This is a genomic window from Bacillus sp. NEAU-Y102 (genome assembly GCF_054788175.1).
The window spans coordinates 320,054-339,250 of the sequence record NZ_JBTWFK010000003.1 but is presented as its reverse complement, the minus strand read 5'-3'; the positions used below and the strand labels follow the sequence as shown (position 1 = coordinate 339,250).

Genomic DNA, 19,197 nt, shown 5'->3' with positions numbered 1-19,197 from the left:
CAGCTAGTTAAAGTGCTGTACTATAGTTATCACTAGATGTTTGATTAAATTCATATAGGTGTTCTAACTTTTCTTTCAGTTTTACCTCTCATGACTGCAAAAAGATTTGCCATAGCGTCCAGACCTGAGATTGGCATAGCTTGATCGATTGTTTCCGTACTTGCTATCATTCGATCGATTTCTCGAATTTGTTCTAATATCTCCTGTTCGATAACATCTGTAGAAGCTACCTGTGATTGAAAGCCTCTTGGAAAAGCATCATTTTGAAGGATTAATTCTTCGCATAAGTAAATGCTTCTTTGTGCTAACGGACGAAAGGTTTGTAAGAAATATGCTTTTGCACCGCTATATGTTTGTCCTTGTAGAACAGTATCCAATGCAAAAGCGTCAATAGAATGAATAATTTGTTCCATACCTTGAATAGTAGCGATACATAAAGAGTTCATACTTTCTGTTTAAGCTTGTACTTCACCGAGATGCATATTTAAAGACACGAACTTTCCCTCCCCTTACAAGAAAATAATACCAATTTAAGGGAGGGGTTGTAAACGGAATACTCTAATGATTTAACGATTAAAGAGGTACTCGTTTATTAAGTTTTTTAATCTCATTCGGATGCTCGAGTGATGAAGAGGTTTTTAAGGTTGAATGTAAATAGAAAAGGGAAGATATAGATTATGTGCAAATAAATACGTTGTAAAAATAATGTTAACAAAAGGAGAGTACAGCAAAGAAAAATGAGTTATGGGATAGAATGTAGTGTTTTTAAGTGTTAGAAGAAGGGAGAGGTTTTTATTAATGTGGATAAAAAACGAATGAAATTCTAGAGAGAGGGTTAAGTTTTATTAACTATAGACTTGCAGTTCTTTTTTATTTTGTTACATTGGTCTGTTTCTATACATATAATCGGGTTATATTCAATAAAAAAAGCCCAGGCCCCTTGATAAACAAGGTTCCTAAGGCTTTTAATACTACTCTTTTCAGAGTACCGAGATTAACGAGAGTAGAACTCGATAGTATTATAAAGTCTTATTATATCAGTGTTTGAAGCGTATTTAGTATTAACTGGCCCCAAATTTGGCCCCACTTTCTGCTAAACTTTGGCTAAATAACTCTACTGACATGGACTCCATTTCCTTCAATACATGGCCATAAATTTCATAAATCATTTGTGGAGTATTCCCTAAACGTTCGGCAATTACTTTCACATTTAAACCCTGATTTAGTAGTATGGTACAGTGTGTATGACGTAATCCATGTATCGTAATTGAAGGAAGGTTTGTCTTATTTAATACCCTTCTGAATGCATAAAGAACACTGCTATCTGTTATAGGTTTCCCAGTTTGATATGATGTAAATACAAACGATTCATCTTGTAGCTTGTATCCAAAAGATAGCATTATTTCCATACACCATTTACGATATGTTTTTAGTTGGTTGATAAGTACATCATCTATTAGAATTGTTCGATAGCTATTTTTTGTCTTGGGTGATCGAATCCCCTTATTATCTCTGGTACGTTCAATAGTAATTGTTTTATTGTCAAAATCGATATTTTTCCATTGTAAACCACAGGCTTCCCCTCTACGAATTCCTGTGAATGCAACATTTAATAAAAATGTGTAATTTGTGATGTTTTCTTCACGTTTAGCTACTTTTAAAAATTCAACTAATTGTTCGGGGGTAAAGTAATTAGTGTTTTCTTCTTTAACAGTTTCTTGGCTTGAAAGTTTAATTTTTGTGAAACGATTACGAGATAATATTTCATCTTCTACAGCTGCGTTAATAGCAATCTTAAATAGAGTATGAAATAAATGAACTGTACTTGGCTTGTACTTCTTTTCAAGTACATTCAAAAATACCCTCTTATATGTGGTTCTATCTAATGTTTGCAACTTGTAATGGCCAAGTAATGGTTTCATTTGTAAACGAATAGCCATTTCACGTTGAGCCCGAGATGTTGGTTTCCAACTATTTTTATGAGTGTTATACCAAGTATCCAACCACTCTCCAATGGTCATTTGATCGTGTTCTACTTGTTTAGCTTCACCACGTATTGTTGCAACTTTTACCTCTAAAAGGGATTTGAGGGCTTCTTTTTCTGATTTAAATCCCCTTTTCTTTTTCTCTTTCCTTTTACCTGTACTGTCGTAATACTTGTGACGGTACATCCACACTTTTTCATTACTTGCATTGAAATAATAGTATATTTCCGGATCTTTTGCTGATTTATGCAATTTCATTATTACCATTCCTTTCATTGCTTTGGCTGGCGTATGCATAGGAATAGGTAAGTGTTAAATGTTAATCTTCTTTTGAACGTTTGGACCATTCTTTCTTGGCAAAGTCCCAAGCTTTCGTAAAGTCGTCATATTCTTTCTCGATTTTTTCATCTGAAGGATAGGTTACTTCTAGTTTTTCAAATAATGCTCCTAATACCCTTGTAGCTAGTTCCCTGTGTTCTTTAGTCAATGATTTACCGTTAAAGTAAACATTTCCTTGTTCTAGAAAATCTTTTATATCTGGATATTCACGTCTACGGTATTCTTCCACAAGATAAGATTTATTTTGTCCTTCAATATATGCTTCTTCTTCTTCAGGTGTCATGTAATAAAAAAGTGCTTCCGTTTCATTTAAATTGAATCTCAGTTCTGCTATGCGTCTTTCTATGAGGGTTTTCCTCATATTTAAATTCTTTTTTTCTTCTTCAGAATTACATTCTTCCAGTCTTTTTTCAATTGTATTCAATTCGTTAATATTCATTAGATAAGATGCTTCTTCATCTTTTATCTGTTCTTTGTTTATATACCCTGCTTTTATCATTAACTCGGTGTATCCGACATTTAATACTTTAGATAATTCAGCTATTGTTTTTGCGTTAGGAGTATTTGTACCAAGCTCCCACATTCTTATTGTACTTTCAGCTTTGCCGAGTTTTTCAGCAAGTTGTTTTTGCGTAAATTTATTGCTTTTACGTAACTCTTTTATTTTTTCTCCGAGTGTAGATGTTTTCATTTTTTTCACCTCTCATATAATGCATATCCTTATTAAAGCATCCTATAAGGTGATTAGCAAGGAAAAAACAGCATAATAAATGCTTGACAGCATTTTTTGTGCTGTGGTAAATTATAAGCATATTAAATGCGGAAAGGTGGTGCGAGTGAAAATGACTGTACGACTTAAAGTATTTAGAAAAGAAATTAAGCTAACTCAGCGGCAAATGGCTAATTCTATAGGTGTATCGTTGTCAATGTATGAGAAAGTTGAGCGTGAAAGCATCAAGGCATCGAGGAATTTTATAGATGCTTTAAAGTACAAATATCCTCACATTGATATCAATTATATTTTTTTTGATGTTTAACAGCATTTTGGATGCTGTTTTTTCGGAAGATTGAAGGAGGGGGATAAATAGTGATTCCTGCAAACGTACAAGTGAATATTGATGAAAAAGCCATCAAGGAGTACATACAGCAGCAGATAGATCAGCAGATTCACGAAACATTGTTAATGGTTGATATTGAAAAATTAGTAACCATTACATCAATGAGTAAAAGATTTCTAGAAGATGAGATTTTGTCAGACCCTCGTATGAGATTAATAGAGAGACGTCGTAATAGAAAACGTTGGTGGTTCTATAAGCAGGCTCTTGAAGTAATAACAGAGATTGTTAACTCTTGGTAGATGATAACGCTTTGGCTGGCGTATGCATAGGAAAACCAAATGTATTATACCTTTGTTGGTCAGATGGTCTATTGCGGACCGAAAATAAATGCAATGTTGGGACTTATAGCTAATACAGGGGTAGCAACCTTAATTGAAAAGGGTGAGGTGAAAATACATGAACGGAGTATTGTCCGCAACGAGGATGATGAAAGGACATGAAATTGTAAAACGATGTGCTGTAGCAAGAAAAAATCCTGAGATTTTAGAAGCTATGGAGTTTGAAGCTAAGAAAAGATTATACGAAATTAACAATAGTAAATAAGGAGAGAAGAAACATGGATCAGTTAGTAGCAGTTAATGAACAACCCAATTTAGCAGGTTTAACACAAAGAAAGAATTCATTGGATTTCAAAGAGGCTTCTTATGAAAAAAGTAATTTAAGAGAAATTGTGTATGAGTTAGATGAAGAAATAGGTTCAATTGGTGCTAAAGTTTCTACTTTAGAAGATGTGGAAACCCTTTTAGGAAGATTAATGGAAGATATAGATAGAGCTGTGCATAAAGGGGAGGAGATTTATTACTTTAAAGAGTTTCATAGAAAACTTAGGGTGTATTGGAAATTAATTAATTATACAACGAGTGGATTAAATAAAGATTTCGAAAAAGCAGAAGAACTGAAAGAAGAGTTATTCAATAAGGTTGTGAAGAATTGTGAAAAAGGGCAATAAAAAAGATATACGAATTAGCGGTTCGTATATCTTCAAGAACAATTACTTTTCTACTTATATTTTAACATCAAGTTTCTGGAAGAGCAATAGGAGGTGAAAACTATGCTCGATAACTTTAATAATATACCGACAGAATTAAAAAATTGTCCACAATGGGTACTTTGGCGCAAAGAGAAACGAAATGGTAAACCGACAAAGGTTCCCTACCAAGTAAACAGCAAAATGGCACAGGCGAATAATCGTAACACTTGGTCAAGTTTTGAAATAGTCTTAGAAAAGTATAAACAAGGTGGATATGACGGAATAGGCTTTGTTTTTAGTAAACAAGATGATTACGTGGGAATTGATTTGGATAAATGCTGCGTAGACGGGGATTTATCTGAATTAGCCCAAGAAATTATGAACATTGTTCCAAGTTACACTGAATATTCTCCCAGTGGTAAAGGGATACACATCATAGCCAAAGGGAAAATTCCATTAAGAGGTCCTGGGACAGGCAAAAAAGTTCCTTCTATTGGTCTTGAGGTATATAGACATACACGGTACTTCACATTTACGGGAGACAGTATAAATAATCATCCTGTGGAAGAATCAACTGAAAACTTAAAAGTTCTTTTTCAAAAATATATAGAGAAAAAGGAAGTACCTGCAGCACCAAAAACACCTTATGTTTCAAGGAAAAGTAATATAAGTATTCTATCTGATGCAGAACTATGGGAGCGAATGTTTGACAGTAAAAGCGGTGCAGCCATTAAAGATTTATTCCAAGGCATTTTGATAAATGGTGACCATTCTTCAACGGATATGGCTTTATGTAATCATCTAGCATTTTGGACGGATAAAGATGCTTCAAAGATGGATTCCATGTTTAGAGAATCGGCTTTAATTCGTGATAAATGGGATAAACCACATTCAAGTGATGGCCGTACATATGGGGAAATGACAATTGAAAAAGCAATTGAATCTACCCACAGTTCTGTTTCGGATTATAACCGTAGTTCTGATTACAACCGAAAAAATGATGTTCATTATTTGGTAAATGAACAAGTTGAAACAAATGGTATAAAAAAAGGCTCATGGTGGAGCGAAAATAACGGAAGGACTAGTTTTTTGCATCATATCATGGTCGAGTACATTTTACAGGAAAATAAAATTGTACGTTTTCCAAATGAAGATGGTGATATCTATGTTTACAACAAAGCTACTGGAATATATGAACTTGATAAAACGTGTAGGAAGTTACGTTCACTCGTTCGTGATGCAGAGATATTAAAAAGAAATCAAGTGCGTGAAGTACAAGAATACATTATGGATATGTCACCAGTAGTAAATGAGGAATCCAAGAATTATATAGCAGTAGAAAATGGTTTATTGCATCTTGATAGTATGCAATTTAAAGAGTTTACACCAAATGTATTCGTAACCAAAAAGATACCAACGAAATATAATTCAAAGGCTTTTGATTCATTTGTTGAAAAAACGCTGATGAAAGTATCTGATGGACATCTACCTACTATCAAAAACATTCATGAAATGTTTGGAGCAGTTTTGTATCCAACCTTGTTGGTTCCGAAAATGTTTTATTTATATGGACGTAGTGCCCATAATGGGAAATCCACCGTTTTATATATGATACAGAAGACGTTCAATTCTGGGGATAATATATCAGCGATAAGTCCGCAGAAATTAGCGGAAAACGCTTTTGCAGGTAGTAGTATTTATGGGAAATTGGCAAATATCGTAGACGATCAACCCGATGAGGTAATACGTGATAGTGGAACATTAAAGACTATTATTACAGGTGGGTATGTCGACATTGAATTCAAGGGAAAGAGCAGTCAAACAGTACAAATGAACACGGTATGTATTACAGCCAGTAATCACTACCCTAATTTTAGAGAACACGGAAATCAGATTAATAAGCGACTACATATTTTACCCTTTGATCATAATTTTATGAACGACCCAGACCGTATATCCGAAATGGAAAGTATGAAACAACTTGAAACAGTAAGTGCAAAGGAATACGTCTTGAAATTGGCTGTAGATGCAATAAAGGACATGAAGAAACGCACGGCCGATATCCTAACGTACAACGAGAAGGCGGAGGAAGCGAAACAGAACTTTATGGAGTACAATGATCCACTTGCCGACTTCTTTTTTGAATATGATAAGCGATTTTTTGAAGAAGTTAGAGGGACGGATGCTTTAAAGGCATATGACGAGTGGTGCAAAGATAACCATGTTCAGCATCCGTTAGGGCAAAAACAATTCAAAGATTCAGTATGTACTAAGTATGAAATGGAATGGAAAGATAAGATGACAAAAATTAATGGTTCATGGAAAACGGTTAAAGGGTTTAAGTCAAAACCAGCAATAAAATAGCAATAAGCATAAACCTTAGAGTTGCAAGGCTTTAGAGTGCTTGTATTGCGGAGTAAGCAATACATCGGCAATAAGTGCGAGACTTAGAGCCGTAAGGGGTTATGGTGTTCGTATTGCTAGTTTTTATTAATAAGTTATTAAAAATGTATTTATGCTTATAACAAATATACGTATTAATTATTTGTGAGGTAAATGCACGAATGAGATATGGGAGCCAGCAATAAGCAATAAAATATGTACAAGCCTTAGAGTGAAAAGGAATTCGACTTATTGCTGGCTTGTTGCTTTGTCGCCGAAAAAGTAGCAATAAATCAATTTTTATAAAAGGGATGTGTAGAAATGACAACTAAAAAAGCTCCAATCGTATTAGCGATTGAACGTGATGAAAAAGGTAATCTTAGTACATGGTGTCAATACTGTAGAAAGTTTCACCATCACGGAATAGGTGAAGGACACAGAGATGCACATTGTATAGAGGAAGACAGTCCTTATACTCGTACAGGCTATGTTCTAAAGAAGATGAAGCTGGGTGGTAAAGAGATTACTAGAAAAGAGAATTGAATCTAAGTAGGTGATATGTAATTGAATTGGTTGAAAGACTATCAGAAATTAGAACAAGACATTGCTTATTTGGAATGCAACTTAGATAAAACAAAGGCTGAATTAAAACGCTGGATCAGTGGCGACTTACAGAATGTTCGTCTAACTGCTGAGTCAGATGGCGCAAAAGTAGAAGTACATATTGAAGCAATTGAGTATGAACTGGCTCATAAGCTGAATGATATGTACAAACTGAAAAAGTTAGTGAGTGCATTCAAAGGATTAGAAAATAGAATACTTAAGCTGAAATATATTGATGGTATGACGTTAGAACGGGTAGCAGAGGAGTTAAATTATAGTACAGGCTATATTAACAAGAAACATGCTGAGATTATGAGGGAAATCAAGTTTGTGGGAGATTAAAGATAGGAGGATAGAGAACTGTGGAAGATATTGAGCAAAATGTAAGCATAGATCTATTTGGACATGTAAAAAGCATTCGATTTAAAGATAGTAAGTTGATTTTATTCTCATTTATTGATGATATACGTGGAGAATTGCTTTGTGCAGCTTATAAGGATGAAAGTATCCTTTATTACTATATTGAAAGAGATAAAAGATACCATTTACAGGTGAATTTAAAGGGATTTATGAAAGAAGCTGAAAATGGTGAAACGTACCTAAACAATGGTTTATACGTCAAAAAAGTTTATGTTGAAAAAGAGTGAATCTATAACCCCCCTATCAAAAATAAAAGACAAGCATGCTTTGGGAGATAGGGCAGAGGGAGGCAAGTGTGCACCTCGGAAAGATTTTTAAAAAATAAAAGGGGGTGTTTTACTACAAAAAGAGCTAGAAACATAGATATATCAAGGGTTTTGAGCTTGTCACACTATGTGTCACACCTGTTAGAATACAACAAATGTGACAAATGAAAAATCCCTATAAATCCAATCATATCAAGGGTTGGAGGCCTGTTGTACTTCGTTTGTTGTACTACAAACATTATTGAAAAAAGTGGGGATGTTATACCTTTATTTTGTCGATAATTGTCGAATTTAGCTTGAAGGGAGGTGTGGAAAATGACTAGACAATATGAGACCGCATCTATGGCTCACAGGGAACTTAGGGCTAAATTTGAAATGAGCAAGGAAGAAGAATTAAGAATGAGTATTTTAAAACAGATAAAAGATACTTTGAAAAAAATAAATAAAATGTAATGAAACTATAAAAATAAAAGGAGATATAACAATGAACTATGAAGAAATGATGAAAAAGGCAAATTTATACCATGAAATGTTGGAGGTATTAGCTAGACCGTCACAATTAATTACGGAGAGTCAGAACAAGATTAATGTCTTAAAGAAAGAAATTGAAGAGCTTGAATCAGATGATAAACAGCAAGTGTTAAGCAAGTTGAATCCTAAGAAATTCTTCTTCAAAAAACAAGAATCAGTTGATGTTGAAGAACTCATTTTGAAAAAGGAGATTGAAATACGTAAAGAAGAAAAAATAATTGAGAAATTACAAGATACAAAATTAACGGAAATTGTAGATCTTGATGGAGTTGTGGATGAATCGCAAAAGATTGTGGATAAAAAGTATAAGATGTTGGAAGAGTTGGCATCCAAAATATTAAAGGTTAGAGATGAATATCATAATTTAGTAGATAACTACGAAAAAGAATATGGTGAATATAAAAACTTTGGTGAGACCATTCGTTCCAAAGTTAATTCGGTTAAGAAAGTTGATTATGTTCCTCAACATAGAGGAGATAATGGTTACATGTGGCAAGGGAAACAATTGGAAATCCAAACGATTAATCATGAAATTATTGATGGACATAGACAACGCGCTATGAGTAGAGCAACGTATTAATAATTTGTATGGTATCGGATGTGATATAAATGGAAATACGTTGTTCGGCTGGAGAACTTAAATTAACGAAACGTAGTGAGAGCAAAGAAAAGATAGTCAGTGGTTACGCAGTTAAATGGGACAAATGGTCTATTAAGATATACTCAGATAGAAAGCAATTTTATGAGCGAGTGAGAAAAGGAGCTTTTCAAGAGTCATTGCAAGAAAAAGACCAATTTGCATTATTTAATCACAATAAAAAGGATTTTTTAGGAAAAGTTCAAGATGGTAGTTTAACTTTGGAAGAGGATAGCGTGGGCTTAAGTTTCAAGTTAATACTACCCGATAATGATCTAGGACAAAAAGTATACGAGGAAGTAACTAGCGGTAAGTTATCACAAGTTTCTTTTACCTTTGTAGATGAAAATTCAACTTGGGAAACCAAATACGAAGAAGAGTATAGGACTATTTTAAAGGCCCGTTTAAGTGAGATTAGTCCAGTCTATAACCCGGCATATCCAGATACTACTGTTGTGGAAGGTGATAAAAGACAACATTTGTTGATGAAAGAGCAAATTGATTATACTTTATTTGAGCTTGAAAGGAGAGAATTAATCCGAAAGATTAACGGTGCTTTAAAGATGGGAAGTTAATCTATTCAGAGGTAGAACCAACTGTATATAGTTTGGAGGTTGAATAATTAAGTAAAATAAAAAAGCAATTTGTCGTATAGAATCGGCATGTTGCTTTTTTGTGTGCAGTTTACTGTCAACTTGTGTAGAAATTATCTTGAAATTCTTGTAAAATAAAAAAAGACAAGAGGTATAGGACAACCTACATGCCTTACAATGATATGCACATTTAATATACTAGAATTAGAGAAAAAAGTCTAGTAATTAAAGAATAGGAATTAGGTTGCCTCTACTAAAAGGAGGGTACTATGTGAATCGTTTACAATTTAAGAATGTGGTTGCGAAAGATCGTTTAATACATCATGTTGATGCATTTGGCATACAATGTAATCAACGTAGTATGGATGATATGTACGAAAAATTATCAGAGGCAAATTCACCTTTGGTAAAAGCGATTTATAAGGAATATGAATTTGCTGGGAAAACATCTCTTAATATCTTTGAAATTTTAGATTTTCCGAGCAATTTAAATAGTAAAAAGGCCTTTTTAAGCCACGTGAAAAAGAAATTGGGGATTAACACCAATATATTAAATGTGCATTTGAAGCCAACGATTACGGAGTATCCTAAGGTTAATTATATTGAAGAATTTGAAAGTGGATATCGTATACAGTGGGTGTCAGGTGTATATAAGGAGTCTACAAACGGTTATGGAATCATTAATCGATTAGATACTAAATATATTACCACAATTGTTCGTTTAGGAAGCCCTGCCTTTATTGAGATTAGGGCAGGATATACCCTTGCTCGTTCATACTTAAAAATGTTTAAAAGCTTTTTGTCAGAAACTGAGTTGCCGATTGAATTTCAAGATATCCCTTTAACTAAGGTGACTGAGGTGGAAGCAACATTAATTGCCGAGAAGTTAAAAGCTGGTTTACTAGAAGGTGAACATTTAGGGAGTAATGGAATTGGAAGATATGCTGTTTCAGCAGATCGCGATACCAGTGATTTACGAAAGTTGCCAGAATATCAATCAAATTTTGTAGGAAAACAATACTTAGCGCAAACTTTGAATGTTCCGTATAGTGATGAGGAATCTGGATATGTTACTAGTATTAAATTTAAAATCAATATGAATGGTGGCTTTGAATTTAAGACTAAAGTAAATGAAAAGATTATAAGAAGGATATTTGATGTCTTTGCAGAAGTAAGGTATAAAAAAATGGCAAGTGGAGAATAACATAGTTATTTTAATGGAAAGGTGGAGAGATGATGAGAGTTGATACTTATGCAGTAGATAAAGTACTGGAAAACCTTGCTGTAAGGGAAGAAAAGCGCTTTAATGCTTATCAAATTGCTCGCCTTTCCAAGCAAGAAGATGTAGAACAAGTTAATGATTATTTGTTATATAAAGCACAAGGACCATATGCTATATTGAGTGCAAAAATCGAAACTTTATGTCCTGAAAACCATCCAGATGCACAATTTGAATTTGGGGAGTCTTTACCAGATTATGAAATAGAGTGTTATGTTTGTGGAGAGGAATATATTCCTGATATTAATTTTTCTCATTTGGTATTTTATTTTACTAAGGACTATTTAGAAAATGTAAAAAAAAAAAGTCTGTTGACGATGGTAGCAATTTAGCGACTGATCAAATCCCGGAGATGAATCAACTTATGTGGATTCCGGATTTAATAAAATCAGGGAAATTTATTATTATTAATAATGGGGGAATAGATATGAGTAAAAATGATTTTAGTGGTTGGGATGTAGATGCTAAAAATAGTCCTTTCGCAGTAGGTCCAAAAGCAAAAGTTAAGGCTGATTATAAAATTCTTGAGCAAAATACTAATGTGTCAGAAGAATTATTGAAACTTCTAGAAGTTTCAGAGTTGGATGCACAGCAAAAACAAGAGATGAAAGAAATTATTGAAGTCGCTGCAGAAGAAGTAGGGAATGATAAGCCGAAAAAGCCAATTGTTAGGGGATTGCTTAATAGTGCAACAGCTATTATGGACACGGTGGCGAAATCTCCACAATTAATTACGGCGTTTGAGAAATGGTCTACTTATATTGGTGGATTTTTAGGATAAAGTAAAAAGTATCTCATAGGAGATGCTTTTTTATTTTTGAAGTTTAATGATTGGAAATTATAAGCCCCCCGGTCAAAAATAAAATTTGTCCTCTGGGGAGGATAGGTAGCGTAGGGGGAATCTCTATTGTTAGACAACATTTTTTAAAAAATAAAGGGGGGTGTGAAATGTCTACGAAAATCTATAAATTATTACATAATAAAAGCCACAACTCATAAGAGTGTGACTTAAATGTTTTTATTCAGCTTCGAAGCGTAAAGTGATTAAAACTCCTAGTGTGAGTTCAGTAATTATAACTACGTCTTTGTCTTTTTCATCATCATAATCGACTGATTTTGTTTTTCCGCCTACAAAATTAGCTGAAATACTTGTTATTGATTCTGAGTCTAGTAATTTACCAATCTCAACATTTTGCTTCTTAGGTACATGGCCTATGTGAAATTCTTTATTGTCTAAATTAACAATTACCTTAATAGCATTTTTATCGAATTCGTTATCAGGATCTTTTACAAATGAGATATAATCACCAAATTCAACATCTTCAAATTCAGATGCTTCTACCCACATTTCTAGTAATTCTTTATTAGTATATCCACCGTATGATTCAATATTATATTCTTTGGCAATTGCACGCGCAATTCGTTTTAGAAGTGACTGTATATCTTTACCTTTGTCATTATCAAAAGTAACCCCTGCGACATTAAAAGTAAGGGAGTTACTGGTATCTAATTCAATTGGTAAAGGGGCTGGATTTGGTTCCGATTCTTGTTCTAAAGTCTGTTGTTCGGGTATGATTTCTTCAGTTTCTGTTCTAGACTCTTCCACATATGTATTTATTACTTCCACCACTTCTTCCTTGATATTTTCTACTTTAGATTCATGATGAGTGTGGATGTTCGTGTTAATATGGTCTATTTCGACTGTATTAGTTTCTAAATCGGATATTCTTCTGATTTCTTTTTCCTTTGCTTTAAAATCCTTTTTATAGTGCTTAAAATCCTGTTTATCAACTCTAAATTTCTCGCCAGTAGCTACATTCTTGACTACGTATGTTTTAACTATGTATGAATAATAGATAATAAATAAAATATAAGATATCACAAGAGTTGGGATAGCCAAGATAATTGATGTAATAAACAATATAAAATCTAAGGGAGTAGGTATTCGTTTTAAGATTATTCTCTTTCCGGCAGCAGTTTCAGATTGCTGTAACTGTTGTATACTTTGTATCGATGCAATTGAATCATAACTCATAAAAAAACCTCCTTAAAATGATACCTAAATCATACCAATTTTATGCAACAACTGTAAATATTACGTTCTGAGGAATTGTTTAAAGGCATTAATCTACCTCAAAGCAAACTTATCTAAATTCAAAAAAGCTTACTGATTATGTGATTCAGTAAGCTTTTTATTGGTCAGAGCAACTGGAGAATAGAGTGCTTAAATGTTCATTAACCTACATGCTGGCTGATTTTTAATTTTATCAAAGTTCTTCATCTTCTTTAAATATAACTAACTGATTTGTATGATATAATGACGCGCGAATGTTGAAATATTTGTTTATAACTTTTCCGTTGTCTTTCTGTTCACCCTCACTCGCTGTACATAATGCGCATACAACGATATGTTGACCATTTTCAAAAGTTTCAGAAGGTATATCATTTTGACTAATCAAGATAGAAGCTGCAGGAATTTGTTCTATGTTTTTATCTTTTTTACCGAAACGCAGATTTACAGCGTAACGATCTCCTTGCTTAAAGGGGATAACTTTGTTTACTATCCCTTCGATACAAATAGGGTGTTTTTTGAATTCGGGAGATTTTAAATAGTTATAAGCATCTAGATATTTTTCTTGATTATAATAAAAATTTGGCCATTTAATTTTTTTTCCGTACATTTGAATTTCTATAGCTGATTCTAATTCATTTGAATCGTCATCTTCTACGGCTTTGCGCAGCTCAAGAATCTTTTGCATTGTTGCTAAATAGGAACTTAGTTTCCCTTTAGAAACATAGTTTTTATTTTTGGGGGGATTCGTATTTCCGCTCTTATTTGTGGAAGTGGTACTTTGTTTCCCTAAATCTTTCAGTGGTTCATGAATCATAGTTAATCTAAAGGTAAATTTATTTTTTTTAACACTTTCTAAAATGTTATCATCAGATTTTTTTGCTAGTACTGTAACTTGCCCTACTGTATTATATTTGCACCATTCTTCATGATTTACACCAGGTTTTCTCGTGAAGTGGGTAGGAATCCATGCTTCAGCTCTAAAATGCCCATTTTTATGAGATACATCTTTTCTACATTTGTGGCATTCTAATCCTTCTTTTAATTGTGGATGTTCTTCTACATATTTAGCTGTTACATCTTGGTTTTTCATTTTTGAGTAAGCTGTTTTCATTTTTACCGCCATTTTTTCTCCTCCTACCAAATAAAATATATTTATATAGGATATTTTACCATTATTAACATTTAGGGTGGATAAGTTTGGAAATTTATATTTTACATGGAAGAATGAAAAGTAATTAATATTTGAAGATAATTTATTAAGAAGTGTACGTAGAATTTACTTAGCGATGAGTAGGTTCTTTTTTATTTAATGTCAAAAGGTATTAATGTAAATTAAAACGAACTTATTCATATTCCAACTGAAAGGGTGATTAAATGATAATTCGAGAGGGTATTGAAGTCACTAAAATAACCTTAGATGGCTATGAATTACCGATTCCAGAAGGGTATTCTGAGTTTCTACTTCGTGCTGGATATTGGAGGTACGGTGAAAAAGTAGAAAGAATAAATCGTGAGGAAATCCTAGCGGATTATGACAGAAAAGTTGTTCTGGAAGATGGTAAGTTGTGTACGATACTCACTTACAAAGGGAATAAAAAGAAAAGAGGTGAAAAATCATGAATGAAAGAGAGGATCTTAAGGAACGTAAAGAACGGACAATATTAGATAATCCACCTAGTGAGGAAACAGCATTAAAAATGGCTGAATTTTTTATGAGAACATCGGTTCCGCGTATATTAGCGGCTCGTAAACCTGAACAAGAAAAAATAAACAAGGAAGAGGATAAAGAGTATGGAAAATGAGAAAGAACAAATTATTCGTGATGAATATGGGTATGTGGTGAAAGTAGCCCTTACAAAAGAATAGTGGAAGAAATTTTTAACACCGTTAATACCAGCTGCAAGAGAATTAATTATAAAAAGAAAACGTGAGCAAAGAAAGAAGTTAAATGAATTGAAAAGTATGAAAGAAGGTGAATAACATTCTTGATATTAAAATAGATGAGCAAAAGATTGAAGAACTTTTCTTAGAAGAGTTACGAAAACGATTAGATAATATTGAACAGAGAAAAACGTTTTGGGATATGAAAGAATTGTGTAGACAAACAAGTATGAGTGGAAGCTCCATTAGAGAATATTTCTTTTATGACGAACGTTTTCCAAAATTTAAGATAGGTGGAAAGTGGTATTTTCCAGCATTAGAAGCAGAAAAGTTTCTTCTTATGTGGATAAAAGAACAGTGAATGTTAAGAGGAAAAGGGCTAATAATCATCAACTACAAATAAGATAAATTTACTGTAGATTTTTTATTATTTTGTTTACACTTACCCATTTCTATACACACGCCAGCCTTTTTATTGTGGCCCCAAATTGGCCCCAATTACATTCTTTTTTATACCTTATCTTGCATTATTAAATAAAATAAAAAAAGCCCAGAAACCTTGATTTAACAAGATTTCTAAGACTTTTAATACGACTCTTTGCAGAGTACCGAGATTAACGAGAGTAGAACTCTACGATTAATGCTTCGTTGATTTCAGCTGGTAACTCAGCACGCTCAGCGTGACGAGTGTAAGTAGCTTCTAATTTGTCAGCATCGAAAGTTAAGTATTCTGGTACGAAGTTGTTAACTTCGATCGCTTCTTTAACAACAACAAGGCTGTTAGATTTTTCGCGAACGCTGATAGTTTGGTTAGGTTTTACACGGTAAGATGGGATATCTACGCGAGCGCCATCAACCATGATGTGACCGTGGTTTACTAATTGGCGAGCTGCACGACGAGTGCGAGCTAAGCCCATACGGTAAACTAAGTTGTCAAGACGAGCTTCAAGAAGGATCATGAAGTTTTCGCCGTGCTTACCAGGCATTTTACCTGCTTGGTCAAATGTGCGACGGAATTGACGCTCAGTCATGCCGTACATGTGACGAAGTTTTTGTTTCTCTTGTAATTGTAAACCGTATTCTGAAAGTTTCTTACGTTGGTTAGGACCGTGAGGACCTGGTGCGTAAGGGCGTTTTTCTAATTCTTTTCCTGTGCCGCTTAGAGAGATTCCAAGACGACGAGACAGTTTCCAAGCTGGACCTGTATAACGAGCCATAGTTGACTCCTCCTTTAAAAATGTTTTTATTTACGTAAAATAAAAACAGACGTAATCGATATTTACGGGCATTTTGTTTTCATGTACCTTCGCTCCAGCAGCAGGGAGTTACGAGATACACCTCCGTAGAGGAACAAAATACAAACGATAAACTCACATTACAAGGCTGCCTTTTTATTTTACACAAACGCTATTATATCTTTTACCCAGAGTTTCGTCAAGCGAGTACGTTTTTGTTTTATGCATATAAATTTTGGAAATTAATATAAGAAGGAATTTAAAACAATATAAAAGAAGAGATAGAAACACAAATAAAACGCTTACATAAAATGTAGTAAAAACGTTCATCAGTTTTTATTGGTGAATATGCGGGATAAAAACATAAAGGGGATGTTTTTATGAAAAAGAAGCATATGGAGACAGCGTTAATTCATCACGGTTATACACCTGAGGAACATAAAGGAAGTTTAACACCACCTTTATTTCAAACTTCTACATTTACATTTGAGACTGCGCAGCAAGGAGAGGCGAGTTTTGCGGGAGTGGATCCATCTTATATTTACTCACGGCTTGGAAATCCAACTGTGAAATTATTTGAAGAACGTATGGCGGTGTTAGAAGGAGGAGAAGAGGCACTTGCCTTCGGATCTGGTATGGCAGCTATTTCAGCAACTTTAATTGGTTTTTTAAAGGCTGGAGATCATATTATTTGTTCAAACGGATTATATGGGTGTACGTACGGTTTTTTAGAAGTGTTAGAAGAAAAATTTATGATTACGCATTCGTTTTGTGACATGGAGACAGAGGCTAATATTGAAAATAAAATTCGTTCGAATACAAAGCTTATTTTCGTTGAAACACCGATTAATCCAACAATGAAATTAATCGATTTAAAACAAGTGATTCAGGTTGCGAAGCAAAATGGCTTACTTGTCATTGTTGATAATACGTTTTGTTCGCCTTATTTACAAAGACCGCTTGAGCTTGGCTGTGACGCTGTTGTGCATAGTGCGACAAAATATATTGGTGGCCATGGTGACGTTGTAGCGGGTGTAACGATTTGTAAAACGAAAGCGTTAGCTGAAAAGATTCGCCCGATGCGAAAAGATATCGGCGGTATTATGGCGCCGTTTGATGCGTGGTTATTATTACGCGGGTTAAAGACGTTAGCAGTAAGAATGGATCGTCATTGTGATAATGCAGAAAAAATTGTATCGTTCTTAAGAAAACATGATGTGGTAGAAGATGTTTGGTATCCAGAAGGGGAGTTAGCATCTCGTCAAATGAAACGCGGGGGCGGTGTTATTTCTTTTTCAGTAAAAGGCGGAAAAGAAGAGACGCAAGCGTTTATTAATGATCTTCACTTTATTACAATTGCGGTAAGTTTAGGCGATACAGAAACATTAATTCAGCATCCAGCAACGATGACGCACGCTGCGATTCCGGCTGAACTAAGAAAAGAAATGGGCATTTTCGATAATTTAATACGCTTATCGGTCGGTTTAGAATCGTGGGAGGATATCGTTTCTGATTTAGAGCAGGCATTAAAGAAAATATCTACTGTTAATCAATAAAAAAAGAGTGAGCTATCGGTTTTGTACAGGACGTACTAAGTCGATAACTCGCTCTTTTCTTTTTACATATGTTTTAGGAGTGTCTCCACAAACTTTTCTAAATAGCGCTGATCTACTTCATCAAAACGATTTTTTTCAGGACTATCAATGTCAAGTACACCAATGACAGCTCCTTCTTTCACAATCGGTACAACGATTTCCGAATTAGAAGCACTATCGCAAGCGATGTGACCTGGGAATTGGTGAACGTCCGCTACAAGCTGAGTTGTTTTCGTTTCAGCTGCTACGCCGCAAACGCCTCGTCCAAATGGAATGCGTACGCAAGCAGGCATTCCTTGGAACGGTCCAAGGACAAGCTGATTTCCTTCTGTTACATAAAAGCCAACCCAATTAACGCGATCTAAAAATTGGTTTAATAATGCGGACGCATTTGATAAGTTTGCGACTACGTTTGATTCGCCAGTTAATAACGCATCCAGTTGTTTAATTACTGTCTCATATTGCTGCACGCGAGATCCTGCATAACTTTCTTTAGTAAACATGGAAACAGCTCCTTTTTTATCGAGATGTGTAAAATATTAGCAAAATACGATGTATTTCACATGACTTTGTCGATAGAAAATTAAAGGAATTTGTCTTAAAAGTCAAGAAATTTAAACTATAGCTGTTCATTGAGAGGAAGTGAGCGCATGAAGCAGACGAAACAAAAAGTAATTGATGCGGCAATATCGTTGTTTAATACGAAAGGTTATGATGGAACGTCGGTGCGAGACATTGCAAAGCGAGCGGATGTGAATGTAGCGAATATTTCATATTATTTTGCTGGGAAGCAAGGTTTATTAGAACAGCTTATTACTGATTTTTTAGAAGGGTATATTCATGTGATTGAAATTTCGTTTGAACAGAGAGAGTATTTGTCGACTAAAGATGTGATGGTGCAAATGGTGCGTGGGATGTTACGATATCAATTTGAAAATAGAGAACTAACACGTTTCTTCTACCGAGAGCTTTCGCTTGATACGACATTAATTCGTGAAGTGATGACCGTTTATTTTTCTAAAGAAAGATATTATATAGAGCAAATTATTAGGCAAGGACAAATAAAACAAGAATTTCAGAAAGTATCATTTACAATGTTTATGACGCAATTAAAAGGCATGATAAATATGCCGTTTTTATATCCACAATATATATCAGAAGTACTGCATTCTTTCCCGTCTGAGACATTTTTCATAGAAATGTACACGAAAGAGATTGAGCAATGGATGGAACAAGCATTATGTAAAGCGAATATGTACCATGAATGGCCAAGAGCTGTTCATATGTGA

Annotated in this window: 25 protein-coding genes and 2 pseudogenes; 20 read left to right on the top strand and 7 right to left on the bottom strand. The window is 34.2% G+C overall.

The features are described 5' to 3' along the window. Nucleotides 1-10: 10 nt before the first annotated feature. The 3 genes and pseudogenes from ACYFX0_RS11150 to ACYFX0_RS11140 form a co-directional block, all read right to left on the bottom strand. Nucleotides 11-446 (bottom strand): annotated as a pseudogene (locus ACYFX0_RS11150) (T7SS effector LXG polymorphic toxin); the annotation flags it as partial. A 615-nt stretch (nucleotides 447-1,061) separates the two neighbouring features. After that, nucleotides 1,062-2,243: a tyrosine-type recombinase/integrase gene (locus ACYFX0_RS11145; protein WP_460270481.1), complete on the bottom strand. Its 1,182-nt coding sequence runs from the start codon at nucleotides 2,241-2,243 to the stop codon at nucleotides 1,062-1,064. A 61-nt stretch (nucleotides 2,244-2,304) separates the two neighbouring features. Continuing rightward, nucleotides 2,305-3,015 (bottom strand): helix-turn-helix domain-containing protein, encoded by a 711-nt coding sequence (locus tag ACYFX0_RS11140; RefSeq protein WP_322210930.1) that lies wholly within the window; start codon nucleotides 3,013-3,015, stop codon nucleotides 2,305-2,307. Nucleotides 3,016-3,166: 151 nt separating this feature from the next. On the opposite strand from ACYFX0_RS11140, the gene ACYFX0_RS11135 reads away from it, so the two are divergent. From ACYFX0_RS11135 to ACYFX0_RS11070, 14 genes are all read left to right on the top strand, one after another. Beyond that, nucleotides 3,167-3,361, top strand: coding sequence for a helix-turn-helix domain-containing protein (locus ACYFX0_RS11135; protein ID WP_098432482.1), 195 nt, complete (start codon nucleotides 3,167-3,169; stop codon nucleotides 3,359-3,361). Nucleotides 3,362-3,411: 50 nt separating this feature from the next. Then, nucleotides 3,412-3,681 carry a hypothetical protein gene (locus ACYFX0_RS11130; protein WP_098432480.1) on the top strand — a complete coding sequence of 90 codons (270 nt, stop codon included), beginning with the start codon at nucleotides 3,412-3,414 and terminating at the stop codon, nucleotides 3,679-3,681. A 157-nt stretch (nucleotides 3,682-3,838) separates the two neighbouring features. Beyond that, entirely contained in the window at nucleotides 3,839-3,985 is a 147-nt protein-coding gene (locus ACYFX0_RS11125) for a hypothetical protein (protein WP_001014689.1), read from the top strand. Between the two features lie 13 nt (nucleotides 3,986-3,998). Beyond that, the gene (locus ACYFX0_RS11120; RefSeq protein ID WP_172852604.1) at nucleotides 3,999-4,391 is read left to right on the top strand and encodes a hypothetical protein; all 393 of its coding nucleotides are present in this window, start codon (nucleotides 3,999-4,001) and stop codon (nucleotides 4,389-4,391) included. Between the two features lie 102 nt (nucleotides 4,392-4,493). After that, entirely contained in the window at nucleotides 4,494-6,776 is a 2,283-nt protein-coding gene (locus ACYFX0_RS11115; RefSeq protein ID WP_460270479.1) for a phage/plasmid primase, P4 family, read from the top strand. A 339-nt stretch (nucleotides 6,777-7,115) separates the two neighbouring features. Continuing rightward, on the top strand, nucleotides 7,116-7,337 hold the full coding sequence (locus ACYFX0_RS11110) for a hypothetical protein (RefSeq protein WP_172852602.1): 222 nt from the start codon (nucleotides 7,116-7,118) through the stop codon (nucleotides 7,335-7,337). 21 nt (nucleotides 7,338-7,358) lie between these two features. After that, nucleotides 7,359-7,739 (top strand): hypothetical protein, encoded by a 381-nt coding sequence (locus ACYFX0_RS11105; protein ID WP_460270477.1) that lies wholly within the window; start codon nucleotides 7,359-7,361, stop codon nucleotides 7,737-7,739. A gap of 20 nt (nucleotides 7,740-7,759) precedes the next feature. Next, entirely contained in the window at nucleotides 7,760-8,044 is a 285-nt protein-coding gene (locus tag ACYFX0_RS11100) for a hypothetical protein (protein WP_172852600.1), read from the top strand. Between the two features lie 354 nt (nucleotides 8,045-8,398). Further along, nucleotides 8,399-8,536: a hypothetical protein gene (locus ACYFX0_RS11095; protein ID WP_000198311.1), complete on the top strand. Its 138-nt coding sequence runs from the start codon at nucleotides 8,399-8,401 to the stop codon at nucleotides 8,534-8,536. A gap of 31 nt (nucleotides 8,537-8,567) precedes the next feature. Next, the gene (locus tag ACYFX0_RS11090) at nucleotides 8,568-9,194 is read left to right on the top strand and encodes a hypothetical protein (RefSeq protein ID WP_460270474.1); all 627 of its coding nucleotides are present in this window, start codon (nucleotides 8,568-8,570) and stop codon (nucleotides 9,192-9,194) included. A gap of 29 nt (nucleotides 9,195-9,223) precedes the next feature. Further along, on the top strand, nucleotides 9,224-9,826 hold the full coding sequence (locus tag ACYFX0_RS11085) for an HK97 family phage prohead protease (protein ID WP_460270472.1): 603 nt from the start codon (nucleotides 9,224-9,226) through the stop codon (nucleotides 9,824-9,826). Nucleotides 9,827-10,115: 289 nt separating this feature from the next. Beyond that, on the top strand, nucleotides 10,116-11,048 hold the full coding sequence (locus ACYFX0_RS11080; protein ID WP_460270470.1) for a hypothetical protein: 933 nt from the start codon (nucleotides 10,116-10,118) through the stop codon (nucleotides 11,046-11,048). A 32-nt stretch (nucleotides 11,049-11,080) separates the two neighbouring features. Further along, complete coding sequence (locus tag ACYFX0_RS11075) at nucleotides 11,081-11,455, top strand: hypothetical protein (protein WP_150159092.1); 375 nt, start codon at nucleotides 11,081-11,083, stop codon at nucleotides 11,453-11,455. Between the two features lie 95 nt (nucleotides 11,456-11,550). Next, the gene (locus ACYFX0_RS11070; protein WP_223840625.1) at nucleotides 11,551-11,904 is read left to right on the top strand and encodes a hypothetical protein; all 354 of its coding nucleotides are present in this window, start codon (nucleotides 11,551-11,553) and stop codon (nucleotides 11,902-11,904) included. 237 nt (nucleotides 11,905-12,141) lie between these two features. On the opposite strand, the gene ACYFX0_RS11065 is transcribed toward ACYFX0_RS11070, so the two are convergent. Together ACYFX0_RS11065 and ACYFX0_RS11060 are read right to left on the bottom strand one after the other, a co-directional pair. Next, complete coding sequence (locus tag ACYFX0_RS11065) at nucleotides 12,142-13,158, bottom strand: HIRAN domain-containing protein (protein WP_460270468.1); 1,017 nt, start codon at nucleotides 13,156-13,158, stop codon at nucleotides 12,142-12,144. Between the two features lie 232 nt (nucleotides 13,159-13,390). Continuing rightward, complete coding sequence (locus tag ACYFX0_RS11060; protein ID WP_460270467.1) at nucleotides 13,391-14,320, bottom strand: hypothetical protein; 930 nt, start codon at nucleotides 14,318-14,320, stop codon at nucleotides 13,391-13,393. A gap of 251 nt (nucleotides 14,321-14,571) precedes the next feature. Here ACYFX0_RS11060 and ACYFX0_RS11055 point away from each other — a divergent pair, with 251 nt between their 5' ends. The 4 genes and pseudogenes from ACYFX0_RS11055 to ACYFX0_RS11040 all read left to right on the top strand — a co-directional run bounded on the left by ACYFX0_RS11055 (nucleotide 14,572) and on the right by ACYFX0_RS11040 (nucleotide 15,439). Further along, nucleotides 14,572-14,817 (top strand): hypothetical protein, encoded by a 246-nt coding sequence (locus ACYFX0_RS11055; protein WP_172852593.1) that lies wholly within the window; start codon nucleotides 14,572-14,574, stop codon nucleotides 14,815-14,817. Continuing rightward, nucleotides 14,814-14,999 carry a hypothetical protein gene (locus ACYFX0_RS11050; protein ID WP_172852592.1) on the top strand — a complete coding sequence of 62 codons (186 nt, stop codon included), beginning with the start codon at nucleotides 14,814-14,816 and terminating at the stop codon, nucleotides 14,997-14,999. The genes ACYFX0_RS11055 and ACYFX0_RS11050 overlap by 4 nt, the downstream gene beginning before the upstream one ends. Continuing rightward, nucleotides 14,989-15,177 (top strand): annotated as a pseudogene (locus tag ACYFX0_RS11045) (hypothetical protein). The gene ACYFX0_RS11050 and the pseudogene ACYFX0_RS11045 overlap by 11 nt, the downstream one beginning before the upstream one ends. A gap of 1 nt (nucleotide 15,178) precedes the next feature. Next, nucleotides 15,179-15,439: a hypothetical protein gene (locus ACYFX0_RS11040; protein ID WP_042988818.1), complete on the top strand. Its 261-nt coding sequence runs from the start codon at nucleotides 15,179-15,181 to the stop codon at nucleotides 15,437-15,439. Nucleotides 15,440-15,692: 253 nt separating this feature from the next. On the opposite strand, the gene rpsD is transcribed toward ACYFX0_RS11040, so the two are convergent. Next, nucleotides 15,693-16,295 (bottom strand): 30S ribosomal protein S4, encoded by a 603-nt coding sequence (gene rpsD, locus ACYFX0_RS11035; protein WP_000135320.1) that lies wholly within the window; start codon nucleotides 16,293-16,295, stop codon nucleotides 15,693-15,695. 398 nt (nucleotides 16,296-16,693) lie between these two features. On the opposite strand from rpsD, the gene megL reads away from it, so the two are divergent. Further along, complete coding sequence (megL, locus tag ACYFX0_RS11030; protein WP_000726567.1) at nucleotides 16,694-17,869, top strand: methionine gamma-lyase; 1,176 nt, start codon at nucleotides 16,694-16,696, stop codon at nucleotides 17,867-17,869. Between the two features lie 62 nt (nucleotides 17,870-17,931). Here the strand turns inward: megL and ACYFX0_RS11025 are convergent, their stop codons facing one another. After that, on the bottom strand, nucleotides 17,932-18,411 hold the full coding sequence (locus ACYFX0_RS11025; protein ID WP_000494340.1) for a GAF domain-containing protein: 480 nt from the start codon (nucleotides 18,409-18,411) through the stop codon (nucleotides 17,932-17,934). Between the two features lie 147 nt (nucleotides 18,412-18,558). Between ACYFX0_RS11025 and refZ the strand changes: the two genes are divergently transcribed. Next, a complete protein-coding gene (gene refZ, locus ACYFX0_RS11020) occupies nucleotides 18,559-19,197 on the top strand; it encodes a forespore capture DNA-binding protein RefZ (RefSeq protein WP_000814915.1) in 639 nt (212 codons plus the stop codon).

Coding starts and splice junctions, on each gene's coding strand:
- ACYFX0_RS11145 (WP_460270481.1), bottom strand. CDS start 2,243: ATGAAATTGCATAAATCAGCAAAAGATCCGGAAATATACTATTATTTC.
- ACYFX0_RS11140 (WP_322210930.1), bottom strand. CDS start 3,015: ATGAAAACATCTACACTCGGAGAAAAAATAAAAGAGTTACGTAAAAGC.
- ACYFX0_RS11135 (WP_098432482.1), top strand. CDS start 3,167: ATGACTGTACGACTTAAAGTATTTAGAAAAGAAATTAAGCTAACTCAG.
- ACYFX0_RS11125 (WP_001014689.1), top strand. CDS start 3,839: ATGAACGGAGTATTGTCCGCAACGAGGATGATGAAAGGACATGAAATT.
- ACYFX0_RS11120 (WP_172852604.1), top strand. CDS start 3,999: ATGGATCAGTTAGTAGCAGTTAATGAACAACCCAATTTAGCAGGTTTA.
- ACYFX0_RS11115 (WP_460270479.1), top strand. CDS start 4,494: ATGCTCGATAACTTTAATAATATACCGACAGAATTAAAAAATTGTCCA.
- ACYFX0_RS11110 (WP_172852602.1), top strand. CDS start 7,116: ATGACAACTAAAAAAGCTCCAATCGTATTAGCGATTGAACGTGATGAA.
- ACYFX0_RS11095 (WP_000198311.1), top strand. CDS start 8,399: ATGACTAGACAATATGAGACCGCATCTATGGCTCACAGGGAACTTAGG.
- ACYFX0_RS11090 (WP_460270474.1), top strand. CDS start 8,568: ATGAACTATGAAGAAATGATGAAAAAGGCAAATTTATACCATGAAATG.
- ACYFX0_RS11085 (WP_460270472.1), top strand. CDS start 9,224: ATGGAAATACGTTGTTCGGCTGGAGAACTTAAATTAACGAAACGTAGT.
- ACYFX0_RS11075 (WP_150159092.1), top strand. CDS start 11,081: ATGAGAGTTGATACTTATGCAGTAGATAAAGTACTGGAAAACCTTGCT.
- ACYFX0_RS11070 (WP_223840625.1), top strand. CDS start 11,551: ATGAGTAAAAATGATTTTAGTGGTTGGGATGTAGATGCTAAAAATAGT.
- ACYFX0_RS11065 (WP_460270468.1), bottom strand. CDS start 13,158: ATGAGTTATGATTCAATTGCATCGATACAAAGTATACAACAGTTACAG.
- ACYFX0_RS11060 (WP_460270467.1), bottom strand. CDS start 14,320: ATGGCGGTAAAAATGAAAACAGCTTACTCAAAAATGAAAAACCAAGAT.
- ACYFX0_RS11055 (WP_172852593.1), top strand. CDS start 14,572: ATGATAATTCGAGAGGGTATTGAAGTCACTAAAATAACCTTAGATGGC.
- ACYFX0_RS11050 (WP_172852592.1), top strand. CDS start 14,814: ATGAATGAAAGAGAGGATCTTAAGGAACGTAAAGAACGGACAATATTA.
- rpsD (WP_000135320.1), bottom strand. CDS start 16,295: ATGGCTCGTTATACAGGTCCAGCTTGGAAACTGTCTCGTCGTCTTGGA.
- megL (WP_000726567.1), top strand. CDS start 16,694: ATGAAAAAGAAGCATATGGAGACAGCGTTAATTCATCACGGTTATACA.
- ACYFX0_RS11025 (WP_000494340.1), bottom strand. CDS start 18,411: ATGTTTACTAAAGAAAGTTATGCAGGATCTCGCGTGCAGCAATATGAG.
- refZ (WP_000814915.1), top strand. CDS start 18,559: ATGAAGCAGACGAAACAAAAAGTAATTGATGCGGCAATATCGTTGTTT.